Origin of the sequence: Oceanicola sp. 22II-s10i (genome assembly GCF_002210105.1) — a bacterium.
In the GTDB taxonomy this organism is placed as follows: domain Bacteria; phylum Pseudomonadota; class Alphaproteobacteria; order Rhodobacterales; family Rhodobacteraceae; genus Pseudooceanicola.
Genome location: NZ_AQQU01000019.1, coordinates 15,594 through 27,825, shown reverse-complemented (window position 1 = coordinate 27,825; position 12,232 = coordinate 15,594). Strand labels below are relative to the sequence as shown.

Annotated in this window: 12 protein-coding genes and 1 pseudogene; 12 read left to right on the top strand and 1 reads right to left on the bottom strand. The window is 59.8% G+C overall.

Annotated features, from left to right (window positions below):
• Positions 1-73 precede the first annotated feature (73 nt).
• The 6 genes from ATO6_RS23285 to ATO6_RS23260 are packed head-to-tail and all read left to right on the top strand — an operon-like array spanning position 74 to position 5,059.
• A complete protein-coding gene (locus ATO6_RS23285; RefSeq protein WP_051630981.1) occupies positions 74-1,288 on the top strand; it encodes an acyl-CoA dehydrogenase family protein in 1,215 nt (404 codons plus the stop codon).
• Between the two features lie 13 nt (positions 1,289-1,301).
• Positions 1,302-2,501: an acyl-CoA dehydrogenase family protein gene (locus tag ATO6_RS23280; protein ID WP_028288563.1), complete on the top strand. Its 1,200-nt coding sequence runs from the start codon at positions 1,302-1,304 to the stop codon at positions 2,499-2,501.
• Positions 2,502-2,512: 11 nt separating this feature from the next.
• On the top strand, positions 2,513-3,367 hold the full coding sequence (locus ATO6_RS23275) for an SDR family NAD(P)-dependent oxidoreductase (RefSeq protein WP_088626353.1): 855 nt from the start codon (positions 2,513-2,515) through the stop codon (positions 3,365-3,367).
• Positions 3,351-4,163: an enoyl-CoA hydratase-related protein gene (locus ATO6_RS23270; RefSeq protein ID WP_369597079.1), complete on the top strand. Its 813-nt coding sequence runs from the start codon at positions 3,351-3,353 to the stop codon at positions 4,161-4,163. The genes ATO6_RS23275 and ATO6_RS23270 overlap by 17 nt, the downstream gene beginning before the upstream one ends.
• Positions 4,164-4,175: 12 nt before the next feature.
• A complete protein-coding gene (locus ATO6_RS23265) occupies positions 4,176-4,658 on the top strand; it encodes a PaaI family thioesterase (protein ID WP_027264417.1) in 483 nt (160 codons plus the stop codon).
• Positions 4,658-5,059 carry a PaaI family thioesterase gene (locus ATO6_RS23260; protein ID WP_028093915.1) on the top strand — a complete coding sequence of 134 codons (402 nt, stop codon included), beginning with the start codon at positions 4,658-4,660 and terminating at the stop codon, positions 5,057-5,059. The genes ATO6_RS23265 and ATO6_RS23260 overlap by 1 nt, the downstream gene beginning before the upstream one ends.
• Here the strand turns inward: ATO6_RS23260 and ATO6_RS23255 are convergent.
• Positions 5,041-6,363, bottom strand: coding sequence for a TetR/AcrR family transcriptional regulator (locus tag ATO6_RS23255; RefSeq protein WP_254919256.1), 1,323 nt, complete (start codon positions 6,361-6,363; stop codon positions 5,041-5,043). The two genes, ATO6_RS23260 and ATO6_RS23255, sit on opposite strands and share 19 nt — an antisense overlap.
• A 169-nt stretch (positions 6,364-6,532) precedes the next feature.
• On the opposite strand from ATO6_RS23255, the gene ATO6_RS23250 reads away from it, so the two are divergent.
• The 6 genes and pseudogenes from ATO6_RS23250 to ATO6_RS23225 all read left to right on the top strand — a co-directional run bounded on the left by ATO6_RS23250 (position 6,533) and on the right by ATO6_RS23225 (position 12,189).
• Positions 6,533-7,294, top strand: coding sequence for a glucose 1-dehydrogenase (locus ATO6_RS23250; protein WP_027264415.1), 762 nt, complete (start codon positions 6,533-6,535; stop codon positions 7,292-7,294).
• Between the two features lie 113 nt (positions 7,295-7,407).
• Positions 7,408-9,345, top strand: coding sequence for an AMP-binding protein (locus tag ATO6_RS23245; protein ID WP_028288566.1), 1,938 nt, complete (start codon positions 7,408-7,410; stop codon positions 9,343-9,345).
• Positions 9,342-10,196, top strand: coding sequence for an SDR family oxidoreductase (locus tag ATO6_RS23240; protein WP_028288567.1), 855 nt, complete (start codon positions 9,342-9,344; stop codon positions 10,194-10,196). Before ATO6_RS23245 ends, ATO6_RS23240 begins: the two co-directional genes overlap by 4 nt.
• Positions 10,180-10,905, top strand: a complete 726-nt coding sequence (locus ATO6_RS23235) for a helix-turn-helix domain-containing protein (protein ID WP_028288568.1) — start codon at positions 10,180-10,182, stop codon at positions 10,903-10,905. The genes ATO6_RS23240 and ATO6_RS23235 overlap by 17 nt, the downstream gene beginning before the upstream one ends.
• A gap of 21 nt (positions 10,906-10,926) precedes the next feature.
• Entirely contained in the window at positions 10,927-11,382 is a 456-nt protein-coding gene (locus tag ATO6_RS23230) for a PaaI family thioesterase (protein ID WP_027264411.1), read from the top strand.
• Between the two features lie 265 nt (positions 11,383-11,647).
• Positions 11,648-12,189 (top strand): annotated as a pseudogene (locus ATO6_RS23225) (DNA-3-methyladenine glycosylase I).
• The last annotated feature ends 43 nt before the right edge of the window (positions 12,190-12,232 follow it).

Sequence of the window (12,232 nt, the reverse complement as noted above, 5' to 3'; positions counted from 1 at the left end):
TTGGCTTGATCTATTTTCTAACATGTGTTTGATTTTGGTCAACACGGCGGACGACATTTTTCGGGAGGATGATATGACCACTCAAAGTGAGGCCATCTCGGCTGATCTGGAAGCAATCAGGGCGAACTATTCTTTGACTGATGAGCAACGCCAGATCGTCGATCACGTGGATCGGGTGTCGCGCGACGTGCTACACCCGCTGCAAGCGCGTATGGATGACGAGGAATGGTGGCCCGATGATCTGTTCAAGCAGATGGGCGAGCTGGGCCTGCTGGGGATTACCGCACCCGAAGAGCTGGGCGGATCGGGACAGAACGAGTTCACCCAGGCGCTGGTGTCCGAGGTGATTTCGAAGTGGAATCCGGCTGTGGGCCTCTCACACGGGGCGCATGACAACCTGTGCCTGAATAACCTGCTGCGCAATGGATCCGAAGAGCATGTGAAGAAATACGTGCCGGGCCTTTGCTCGGGCGAGCTGGTTGGTGCTTTGGGCCTGACCGAACCGGGTGCGGGATCCGATGCGCTCGGATCCATGGCCACAACTGCCCGCCGCGACGGTGATGATTATGTCATCAACGGCTCGAAGATTTACATCACCAACGGCCCCATTGCCGATGTGATCCTGCTTTATGCCAAAACCGACAAGTCGAAGGGCGCCAAGGGCATTTCTGCTTTCATCATCGAGACGGACAATCCCGGTTTCAAGGTGGCGCAAAAGCTTGACAAGATGGGCTTTCGCGGCTCGCCAACCGGAGAACTGGTGTTTGAGGATTGCCGCGTACCCGCATCCGCCATGGTTGGACCGGAAAACACCGGCGTTTCGGTGGTAATGAGCGGGTTGGATCTGGAGCGTGCTATGGTTGCCTCAGTCTGCGTTGGCATGGCCGAACGCGCCCTGGAACTAGGGCTGGAATACGCCAAGATTCGCGAACAATTCGGCAAACCGATTTCAAGTTTCCAGATGATGCAGTCGAAACTGGCCGAGATCTACACCGAGGTCGAAACCGCGCGCGCATTCGGTTATCGGGCACTGGCCGCCTGTACGGGCCTACCAAAAGGGGCCGGGGGCCGTGGCGAAATCCACAAACTGACCGCGGCGGCCTGTCTTTACGCAGGCGAGGCATTCAACAAGGCGGTGACCGAAGCCTGCCATATTCATGGTGGCTCTGGCTACATGCAGGACACCGAGATCAACCGGCTGTTCCGCGCCAACAAATTGTTGGAGATCGGCGCGGGAACAAGCGAAGTCCGCAAGATCATCATTGCCGAAGAACTTTTGCGCGCCTGAGGGGGACGAGACCATGAACAAGCAACTGCGCAACGACACCGCTCTGCCAACACATTTCATGACGGACGAACAGCAGGCCCTGGCCGATCAGGCCGGCAAGTTCTTCATGTCCGAATTCCACCATCTGAATGCGGAAATGGACGATACAGATGACCTGCCGCCTTCGGTTTTCCCCAAGCTGGGCGAGATGGGATATCTCGGCCTGAACGTGCCGCCGGAATTTGGCGGCGCGGGGCTGGATTTTACTTCGGCCTGTATCATCACCGAGGAAATGTCGCGCGCCTCGGCGGCCATCGGACTGACCCATGTGGCCCATGACAATTTGTGCGTCAACAATATCTACCGCAACGCCAATGACGAATTGCGCCGCAAATACCTGCCGGGGCTTTGCAACGGCACGCTGATCGGCGCCCTGGGTCTGACCGAACCTGGCGCGGGATCCGATGCGCTTGGCTCGATGCGGACCACGGCCAAAAAGGATGGCGACGACTACATCCTGAACGGCGCCAAGATCTATATCACCAATGGGCCGATTGCCGATCTGGTGCTGGTCTATGCCAAAACATCGCCCGAAAAAGGGGCCAAGGGCATTTCCGCCTTTATCGTGGAAACCGACACGCCCGGTTTCAAGGTGGCGCAGAAGCTCAACAAGATGGGTTTCCGTGGCTCGCCCACCGGCGAACTGGTGTTCGAGGACTGCCGGGTGCCCGCAAAAAACATGGTCGGCAAACTTGATGGCGGCGTTGCCGTGACGATGTCCGGGCTTGATCTGGAACGGGCCATCGTCTGTTTCAACGCCTTGGGTATTGCTCAGCGGGCATTGGATATTTCCATCGACTACGCCAAGACACGCCAGCAATTCGGCAAACCGATCGCCAGTTTTCAGATGGTTCAGGCGATGCTGGCCGACATGTATACGCAGATCGAGGCCGCGCGCAGCCTGTCCTTGCGCACCGCAGCCATGTGTGAGGGCCTCGAAGAGGGCGCAGGCGGGCGCGGCGAAATCCACAAGCTCACCGCTGCGGCGATCTACAAGGCCGCTGAGGCGACATCCTTCGTGCTGGACAAAGCTGTCCAGATTCACGGCGGCTCAGGCTACATGCGTGATACCGAAGTGAACCGGCTGTACCGAACCGGTCGCGTGCTTGAGGTCGGCGCGGGCACCCAGGAGGTTCGCAAACTCATCATCTCCGGCGAATTGCTGAAGAACTAAGGGGGCGGAACATGAGCGAAGCGAAATCAAGGCGTTACGCGTCGGATCTCATGGCGGGCCAGGTTGCCCTGGTCACGGGGTCTGGATCTGGAATGGGCCGGGCGACGGCGATCGAAATGGCCTCTTGCGGGGCCAGGCTTGCGCTGTTCGCGCGCCGGGAAGAGCCGCTGGAGGAGACCGCCGAGATGATCCGGTCGGCGGGGGGCGAGGCCTTTGTCGTGCCCGGAGATACCCGCGACGAGGACAGTATCGAAACCGCGATGGGACGCATCAAGGACCACTACGGGCAGTTGGATGTCTTGGTGAACAATGCCGGCGGCCAGTATATCGCGGCCGCCCGCGATATCACCAACAAGGGCTTCGAAGCCGTGATCCGCAACAACCTGATAGGGTCTTGGCAAATGACACGCGCCGCTGCCGATCACTTCATGTACGACAATGGGGGATCGGTTGTGTTTGTCACCGCCATCTCGGCGCGCACCGCGCTTACCGGCTTTACACACACCGTCGCCGCCCGCGCCGGTGTGACGGGCATGATGAAAACGCTGGCCGCCGAATGGGGCGAATACGGCATCCGCCTGAACTGTGTCGCGCCCGGCACGATCAAGACCGATGCGCTTGGCCGCTATCCGATTCCGCCGGAACAGTGGAAAAAGCTGAACCGCTCAGTGCTAGACCGGATGGGGGCGGCCGAGGACATCGCTGGCACGATCATTTTCCTCGCTTCGAAACTTGGCGGTTTCATTACCGGCGAGGACATCTATGTAGACGGCGGTGAGACCTTGCATATGGGTCATGACGCGCGGGACATGATCAACCCCGCGATGTTCGAGAAACGCGAACGCGGAGATGGCAAGAATGAATAAACAGCCCGTCCTTCTGGAGATTTCCGACAGGATCGCCACGGTAACGCTGAACGACCCCGAGCGTCGCAATCCGGTTACCGGGAACGACATGATCGCTGCCCTTCTGGAGACCTTCGCCAAGGTGCAGGCCGATCCGCAGGTCAGCGTGATGATTCTGACCGGGGCCGACCCCGCCTTTTGTGCCGGCGGGGACATCAAGGAGATGAACGATCCCGACAGTGTGTTCCGCAAGGAGCCGCTGGCGGCGGCCCAGAGCTATGTTGATGGGGTGCAGCGGCTGCCGCTTGCGCTCTACAACATGGATATTCCGACCATCGCCGCAGTCAACGGCCCGGCGGTGGGCGCGGGGTGCGACCTGACCATGATGTGCGACATGCGCATCGCGTCGGAAAAAGCAAGGTTCGGCGAGGTGTTTCTGAATCTCGGAATCATTCCGGGCGATGCGGGCAGCTGGTTCCTGTTGCGTCGTCTGGGCCACCAGAAGGCCGCCGATCTGACCTTCTCAGGGCGCATGGTCGAGGCCAAGGAAGCGCTGGAGCTTGGTATGGTGCTTGAACTTGTGCCTCATGAAAAATTGATGGAACGGGCCCGCGAACGGGCCGCTGGCATCGCCGCGAAACCGCCGCGCGCGGTGCGGGTCGCCAAGCGTCTGATGCGCAATGCCGAACGGATGGACCTGCCGGATTTCCTGAATTCCGCGGCGGCCTATCAGGCGCTCATGCATCAGACCGAAGACCACCACGAGGCGGTTGCTGCGTTCGTCGAAAAACGAAAACCCAATTTCACGGGGCGTTAAAGGAAAGATCGCATGTCAGACATCACCCAAAAGAAGATGGAGCAAATCGCGCAGATGTGGAATGCGCGCGGCAAGGGTCTGATAACGCATATGGCGCTTGAGATCGAAGAGGTCTCGACCGAAGGTGTTCGGGTTCGGATGCCGTTCAATCCGGACTTTTGCGTCGATGCGGAACAATCGCTGCTCCACGGTGGTATCCTGACGGCACTTCTGGACAGTGTCTTTGGACTGGCGAACTTTGTTGCCATCGAAGGCGTCAGTACCATGGCCACTCTTGACCTCAGAGTTGATTACCTGCGCCCGGCCCGTTCGCGCGCGGATGTCATCGTTCAAGCGCATTGTTTTCGCAAGACCCGTCACATCGCCTTCAATTCCGGCAGCGTCTGGTTCGCGGGCCATGAGGATGCTGAAATAGCCAGGGGAACCGCCTCGTTTGCATTGACGCGCGGCGAAACCAGCCTGTTTGACGCAATGACAAAAGGAAAAACCTCGTGATGGACGTGCAAACTGTCAATGCCAATGTATCCCGGGTGCCGTTCTTCCGATTTCTCAACTTTGAGGTCAGAAGTCTAGACAGTCTCCATGCTGAGGCGGAAATGACCTTTGATGACCGCCATATCGGTAACCCGATCATGGAGTACTACCATGGCGGCATAATCGCGAGTTTTATGGAGGCCACTGCCGCCATCGCGGTACAGCCCGATTTCGCCGACGTTCCGGCCAAGCCGATCAACTTGACCGTCGATTACCTCAGACCCGGTGTGAAGGGACCGCTTTTTGCGCGCGCTAACGTCACGCGCAAAGGCAAGCGGATGGCAAGCGTCAGCGTGCTCAGCTGGCAGACGGATCGGGAAAAGGCGGTTGCCGAAGGGCTGTATCACTTCCTTTTGGTCTGACCGGGGCAACCGCTTTCAGGGTTACCTTGTCCTGTGGACGGGGCCGCTTCCCGGTTACAAATGCCTTCCAGTAACAGATTGATGAGCATGCTGGAGAATTCAGGCAGTGATAGATATCCTTCCACTCCTGCCTTGTTCGGGTCGAACCATTCCACCGTCCAGTTTAAGGCACCCAACATCACCTGGCGCAAGGGGACGATCTTGATATCCGACCGTATGGCACCGTCGTCCTGAGCTTCACGGAGTATCCAATCCCAGAGTTTTCCATACTCATGGCGAATACCCCTGTGCCTCTCCCTGAAATGATTGGGGAGCATTCCATAGCTTCTGATATTCGCCGAGGTGAATTCGCTTGCCTTGAAGAGGAAATCCAGGTGCGCCCAGATTGCAGTCGCTATCCTGGCGTGATGATCGTACGGGGCATCGAATTTCCGAACGGCGGCTTCGACACCTGCTAGCAAGTCCCTCAGTCCGGCGTTTAGAACTTCGTCAACGATCGCTTCCTTGGAGTTGAAATGGTAATAGACGCTTCCCGCTTTCATGTCCGCTTCTTCCGCGATCTTTCTCAGCGTGGTCGCCTTGTAGCCATTGTCCCTCAGAACGCGCGCTGCGGCCTTTAGAATTTCTGCACGGGTCTTAGCCGCCTTGCCGTCGGGATCCGGGGTTTTGGCGGGAGTGGCGGGGCACAGCTTCAAGCCTCCGGTACCCGCCTTGCGATGTGGACACATTCCGTCAAGTATCAGCTTACTCATTCGTTCCGCGAGGATGCGCACCGGATACTTGTCGACATCGTACCATTCTACGGTCCAGTTCATGGCACTTAGGATGAACTGGCGGATCACAGCAGTGGATATGTCGCTTCGAAGGTGGCCGGCGCGTTTGGCGTCATTCAGGAATTTGCCCCAGGCCCCTGCATATGATGCACGCAATTCGCGATGCGGGGCGCGTGTTTCGTCCGACAACATCGGATAGTTCCGAATATTGGCTGACGTGAAGTCGCTGTCGGTCAATAGGTAGGTAAGGTGTGTTTCAATCAGCAGTCTGAAAGTCTTGCGAAAATCCTCCGAACTTGTCGGTGCCGACCGAACGATTTCACTGACCGCCTGATATAGTTGACGGACGCCAAGATCGAGAACATCGCTCAGAATCTGGTCCTTGGATTGAAAATGATAATAAATGCTGCCGGCCTCAATGCCAGCTTCCTGCGCGATGTCGCGCATAGTCGTTGCGTGATAGCCTTCATACCGAAAAAGTCGCGCAGCCGCCGAAAGGATACCCTCACGTGTCCTCTCAGACTTGCTCAAGTCTTCGCTCAGTGTCCTGGGTGGGTCAGTCTTGTGTACCATTCCATTTCGATACTTGCGGGACACGAGACTGTCCATTGCATTAAATCTAACAAATGTTAGAATAACGCAAGGAACGTTCCGAATCAAGTTCTTTGCCAAGATGATAGCGGAAGAGGAGGACCTCCATATGCGAGGGTTGAGTGGAAAACGCGTGATCGTGACCGGCGGCGGCAGCGGCATCGGGCGCGCGGTGTGCGAACGGTTCGGCGAAGAAGGTGCCGAGATTGCGATCTTTGACATGAGCGAAGACGGGGCGAAGGAAACGGTTCGCCTGATCACCGAGGCCGGCGGCAAGGCGCAGGCCTTCAAGGTGGACATCACCGACCGTGCCCAGGTCGACAAGGCTGTAGCCGAGTTCGAGGCCGGGGGTCCGGTCGATGTGCTGGTGAACAATGCCGGCTGGGACGTGATCAAACCGTTCCTCGACACCGATCCCGACCTTTGGAAAAAGGTCATCGACATAAATCTTTACGGTCCGCTGAATATGCATCACGCGGTGCTTCCGGGCATGGTCAAGAACGGCGGCGGCCGTGTGGTCAACATCGCGTCCGACGCCGGACGCGTCGGATCATCCGGCGAAGCCGTGTATTCGGCCTGCAAGGGTGGCATCATCTCGTTCACCAAAACCGTAGCGCGCGAACTGGCGCGTAAAGGTATTCAATTGAATGCGGTCGCCCCCGGCCCGACCGATACGCCGCTGTTCGCTCAGGTTGCCGAGGGCGAGGCCGGTCAAAAGATCGCCGAAGGTCTCAAGCGGGCGATTCCGATGAAGCGTCTTGCGCAGCCGACGGATTACCCTGGCATCATCTGCTTCCTGTCGTCGGACGACGCAGGGTTCATTACCGGCCAGGTGATTTCGGTTTCGGGCGGCCTGTCCATGCACGGTTAAAACGCTGGCAGCAGCGCCGGACTCAAGGCGCTGCTGCCATACCGTGCCAAGAGTTACCTCCCCGACTGGCCGCGCCTTATGTGCGGCCCTTTTTCATTCTAGAAAGGTTGCGAATGTTTCAGCCAGGCTCTGACATCCAGCGGACAAGCACGCTGACCTCATTTCTGAAGGGCCGCGGCATTGACAGTTACGAGGAACTCGTCCGCCGTTCGAATGAAGACCCAGACTGGTTCTGGGGCCAGATCATTGACCATGCCGGGATACGGTTCGCGCGGCCCTACAGCCGGTTGCGAGATATCTCCGAAGGGCCCGAATCGATCCGGTGGGCCGTCGGGAGTACTTTGAATCTGACGGAAACCTGTCTTGACGCCCGAATTGCCGATGGCTTGGGCGACAAGGTCGCAATCGACTGGGTCGGCGAAGACGGAAGCCGCCGCCGCTGGACCTATTCCGACCTTACCGCCGAAGCCTCCCGCGTCGCCTCGGCCCTTGCCACGCGCGGTGTAAGGCCCGGTCAGGCGGTGGGCATCTATATGCCGATGATCCCCGAAATCGAGGCCGCGCTTCTGGGTATTGCCCGGCTGGGCGCGGTTGCGGTGCCGCTGTTTTCCGGTTTTGCGCCCCATGCCATCGTATCGCGCCTGAACGACGCGGATGCCGTGGCGGTGTTGACGGCGGATGCCACACCCCGGCGAGGCAAGCCGGTCTGGATGGAAGCGACCCTTGCCCAGGCTTTGACCGACGTACCATCGGTTCATACCGTGATCAGCCTGCGACGGTTCGGCGATGCGGTGGCCGATCCGGCCCGCGATCTGGACTGGACCGAAACAGTGGGCCGCGCCAGTCCGGAGTTTGCCGCCGTTCCCGTCAGTGCCGATGACACCTTTCTCATCGCCTACACATCGGGCACCACCGGGCGGCCCAAGGGTGTCGTGCATACCCATTTGGGCGTGCAGGCCAAGGCCACGGCCGATTTCCTGCTTTGCCTCGACATGAAACGGGATGACCGGCACCTCTGGATGACCGACATGGGGTGGGTCATGGGACCGCTCACCCTTTTATCGGTGCTCTTGTCCGGTTCGACTCTGGTGCTGGCCGAGGGCGCACCATCAATGCCCGGCGATCCCTTCAGGCTGCTGCGTCTTGCGTCCGAGATGGAGGTCACGCATCTCGGCGTGGCCCCGACCCTGGTACGGCAGTTCATGACGCAGGATACTGAATCTTTGTCGGGCTACGACTTGTCGTCCCTGCGCATCCTCGCCTCGACCGGCGAGCCCTGGACCGAGGATGCCTGGCTCTGGCAGCTCGATCATATCTGTCGCCGCCGCGCCGTGCCGCTGAACATCTCGGGCGGGACCGAGCTTTTTGGCGCGATCCTGACCTCGACCGTGCTGCACGAGCTCAAGCCCGGCGGATTTTCGGCCCAGGCCCTGGGTGTCGGGGCCAAGGTTCTGCGCCAGGACGGCAGCGAAGCCGCACCGGGCGAGGTCGGCGAACTGGTCGTGACCCAGCCGCCTCTGGGTCTGACCCCGGCCATCAGGGGGGACCGCGATCGCTACCTTGACACCTACTGGTCCACCTTCCCCGGCCTCTGGCGGCACGGCGACTGGGTGCGCTGCGATCCGGACGGGACATGGTATATCCTGGGCCGGTCGGACGACACGCTGAACATCGCCGGCAAACGCATCGGCCCGCCCGAGATCGAGGCGGCCCTGACCGAAACCGGAGAGGTGGTGGACACCGCGGCCATCGCGGCACCTGATGACATCAAGGGCGTGGCTGTCGTCTGCGTCTGCGTGGCGGCACCAAATGTGTCGCCGGACGCGGAGCTCGTGAACCGGCTCAAGGATCGTGTCGGGGAGATCGTCTCGAAACCCTTCCGCCCGCGCGAGATCCACTTTGTCGAAGCGCTGCCCAAGACCCGCAGCATGAAAACCATGCGCCGTGTCGTGCGCGCCGCCTTTCTCGGTGAAGATCCAGGCGATCTGTCGTCGATCAGCAACCCGGAAACCATTCAGCCCATCGCAGACCTGCAAAAGGAAAAGTCATGATCACTGTTTTCGGAGCCACGGGCACGACTGGTGCGCCCCTCGTCGACACGCTTCTGGCAAAAGGCGCGACCGTGCGCGCTGTCACCAGCGACCTCTCAAAGTTAGACGCGCTAAAGGCCAAAGGATGCGAGGCGGTCGTCGCGGATTTCACGGACCCTGCCGCGCTGGCGCGGGCCTGTGACGGGGCAGAAAAGATATACCTGGTCACGCCTGCCCATCTGAACATGCGCCAGTGGAAGGCGAACGTGATCGAGGCGGCCAAGGCCGCGGGCGTGCGCCATATCGTTGTGGCCACGGGGCTTGGCGCGTCGCCCAAGGCGGGGCTGACCTTTGGAAAGTGGCATTCCGAAACCCAGGAGCTGCTGAAGCAAAGCGGCCTTGACTGGACCTTTGTCCAGCCGACCTATTTCATGCAGAACCTGCTATGGCAGGCCGGTAACATTGCAAAGGACGCCGTGTACTATGACGATCTGGGCGGCCCCGTGGCCTGGATCGACGCCCGCGACATCGCGGATGTCGCCGCCGAGGCGCTGACCGCTCCGGGTTACGAAGGCAAGGCTCTTGGTCTGACCGGGCCCGAAGCTCTTACCGGAGAAGATATCGCCGCCCTCCTGTCCAGGGTGACCGGGCGCACTGTCACCTGCGCACCCCTGTCGGCCGAAAATGCCAAGGCGGGCATGGTGGCTGGCGGAATGCAGGACGAGGTCGCCAGAGCCATGGTCGAATTGGCTTCCATCGCGCCCAAGGGCTACCTTGCCGGCATCGAGACCACGGTCAGCGATGTGATGGGACGCCCGGCGCGCCGATTTGCCGATTTCGTCCCCGAGAACCGGGATGCTTTCGTCAAGTAACCTGATGGCGGCGCCGCTTTATCTCGAACTGGCGCCGCCTGAGGAAGCGGCCAAACAGATCGACCATTTGTTCGTGTTCCGCGATACCGGTGTGCTGAGCGGTGGTGGACGCGGGCGGTTCGCAACCGACCTCTTTACCCTTTCGGTAACGCGCGACGACAGCGGCGGCGGGCGCGTATCGCTGGCAGAACCGCGCCCCTATTTTTCGCCCCGCCCAAGGCCATTCCAGGGTGTCGTGGCCGGGCTGCGACTGTCGTCACGACCGCAGCGATTTCCCGACTCCAAAGGGCTGGACATGCTGGCCTCAGAACTGGCCCGGGTTCAGACCGGGGACGATGACCTGCCTGCGCTCATCGCGGTGCTTGACGGCCTTGCGAGAGACCTGCGCTTTGCCGCACCACCCGGAGCTTACAGCGACCGGACCAAACGTCGAAAGGTGCGGGCGGAAACCGGCGTGTCGCGGCGGCGGCTTGCGACCTTGCGACGCTTTCGCCGGGCTCTCGGGCAGCTTGCGTCAAAGACCCTGCCGCTGAGCGATCTGGCGCTGGACGCCGGATATTACGATCAATCTCACTTGTCCGCCGCTTGCCGGATCTTCGCCGGCAAACCGCCCGGCGCGTTGCGCGCTCTGTCTATTCCGCGTCGTTTTGACCTTTCGCTACAAGATACGCGCCTCAAAGACCGCCTAAGATTGGTCATTGACGAATGAAATCGAAGAGGAAGACCCGCCATGACACAATTCAAACCGAAAAACCCCGACTATGACGCACGCGTGCGCAACAGTTTCGATCGCCAGAAGGTGATGAACACGTTGGGGATCAGCATTGCCGAGTTGTTACCCGGCCGCATCGTTCTGGAAATGGCACATCAGGTTGCACTGACCCAGCAGCATGGGTTTTTGCATGCCGGAATCGTGTCGACAGCGCTGGACAGCGCCTGCGGATACGCGGCCTTTTCGCTGATGCCAGCGGACGCGGCAGTGTTGACGGCCGAATTCAAGATCAACCTACTCAACCCGGCGGACGGCGAACGGTTTCGCTTCGTCGCTGACGTGGTGAAACCAGGCAGGACGCTGACCATATGCGAGGCGCGTGCCTATGCCGTGAAGGGCCAGGATGAAAAGCTCGTCGCAACGATGACCGGAACGCTCATGGCGCTGATCGGGCGGGCGGGGGTCGCGGACTGAGCGCAACCCGGCCGCAGCACATCCGATCCGGGCGGCCGGGCCGATTATTCAGACAGCTGGATCAGCTGTTCCAGCGGCTCGCGACCTCGGCCAACCGTTTCCCGTAGGCGCGCGCGGTATCCAGGTCGCCGCCAGCAGGTTCAGACCTGTCAAGCGGGAATGTTAGCTTTTAGCAGTGCGGTCGCCGATTGTCCGTCGTCAGGGTTTTTCGGAGAGCTGAGACTGTATCGTAACGGAGGATCTGGTTCGGTTTCTGTTCAAGTTTATGCGGCAGCGGCCTGATGCTGCAACCGTAATTGGAACGGATGGACGCCCACGGTGCCGATGGGCTGCCGTCACGCCGGAGTTTCCAGTCAGGGCTGAGCTGGCGCACCATTCTGGCCAAGCGCGAGAACTTTCGTGCTGCCTTCGCCGGGTTCGACTTTCGGGGAGTTGCGAACTTTGACGACAACGACATTGAGCGCCTACTTGCCGATGAAGGAATTGTTCGCTATCGAGGCAAGATCGAAGCCGTGATCAACAACGCTCGCCGTACTTTCGAGGTCGTCCAAGAGGAAGGCTCCTTCGCCGCATTCATCTGGCTATATGAACCCTGCCAAGGACGACGCACTGCCACAAATGCGGTCCAAATCAACAGCGTCCGAGACCCTTTCCAAAGACCTACGAAAGCTTGGCTTCAAATTCGTGGGACCGACCACCGTATATGCATTCATGCCGGCCATGGGATGTATCAACGATCACGCAGAAGTCTGTTGGATGCGAAAGGACGTCGAAACAGCCCGAAATACCCTTCGCACACCGACATAGGCAACTGTCGGCCAATTAACGTGAAAAAATTCAAGGCCACTTA

Bases quoted from the DNA above. Each gene is read 5' to 3' on its own strand.
- ATO6_RS23270 (WP_369597079.1), top strand. From the start codon at position 3,351: ATGGCAAGAATGAATAAACAGCCCGTCCTTCTGGAGATTTCCGACAGG.
- ATO6_RS23230 (WP_027264411.1), top strand. From the start codon at position 10,927: ATGACACAATTCAAACCGAAAAACCCCGACTATGACGCACGCGTGCGC.
- ATO6_RS23275 (WP_088626353.1), top strand. From the start codon at position 2,513: ATGAGCGAAGCGAAATCAAGGCGTTACGCGTCGGATCTCATGGCGGGC.
- ATO6_RS23280 (WP_028288563.1), top strand. From the start codon at position 1,302: ATGAACAAGCAACTGCGCAACGACACCGCTCTGCCAACACATTTCATG.
- ATO6_RS23235 (WP_028288568.1), top strand. From the start codon at position 10,180: ATGCTTTCGTCAAGTAACCTGATGGCGGCGCCGCTTTATCTCGAACTG.
- ATO6_RS23245 (WP_028288566.1), top strand. From the start codon at position 7,408: ATGTTTCAGCCAGGCTCTGACATCCAGCGGACAAGCACGCTGACCTCA.
- ATO6_RS23265 (WP_027264417.1), top strand. From the start codon at position 4,176: ATGTCAGACATCACCCAAAAGAAGATGGAGCAAATCGCGCAGATGTGG.
- ATO6_RS23240 (WP_028288567.1), top strand. From the start codon at position 9,342: ATGATCACTGTTTTCGGAGCCACGGGCACGACTGGTGCGCCCCTCGTC.
- ATO6_RS23250 (WP_027264415.1), top strand. From the start codon at position 6,533: ATGCGAGGGTTGAGTGGAAAACGCGTGATCGTGACCGGCGGCGGCAGC.
- ATO6_RS23260 (WP_028093915.1), top strand. From the start codon at position 4,658: ATGGACGTGCAAACTGTCAATGCCAATGTATCCCGGGTGCCGTTCTTC.
- ATO6_RS23285 (WP_051630981.1), top strand. From the start codon at position 74: ATGACCACTCAAAGTGAGGCCATCTCGGCTGATCTGGAAGCAATCAGG.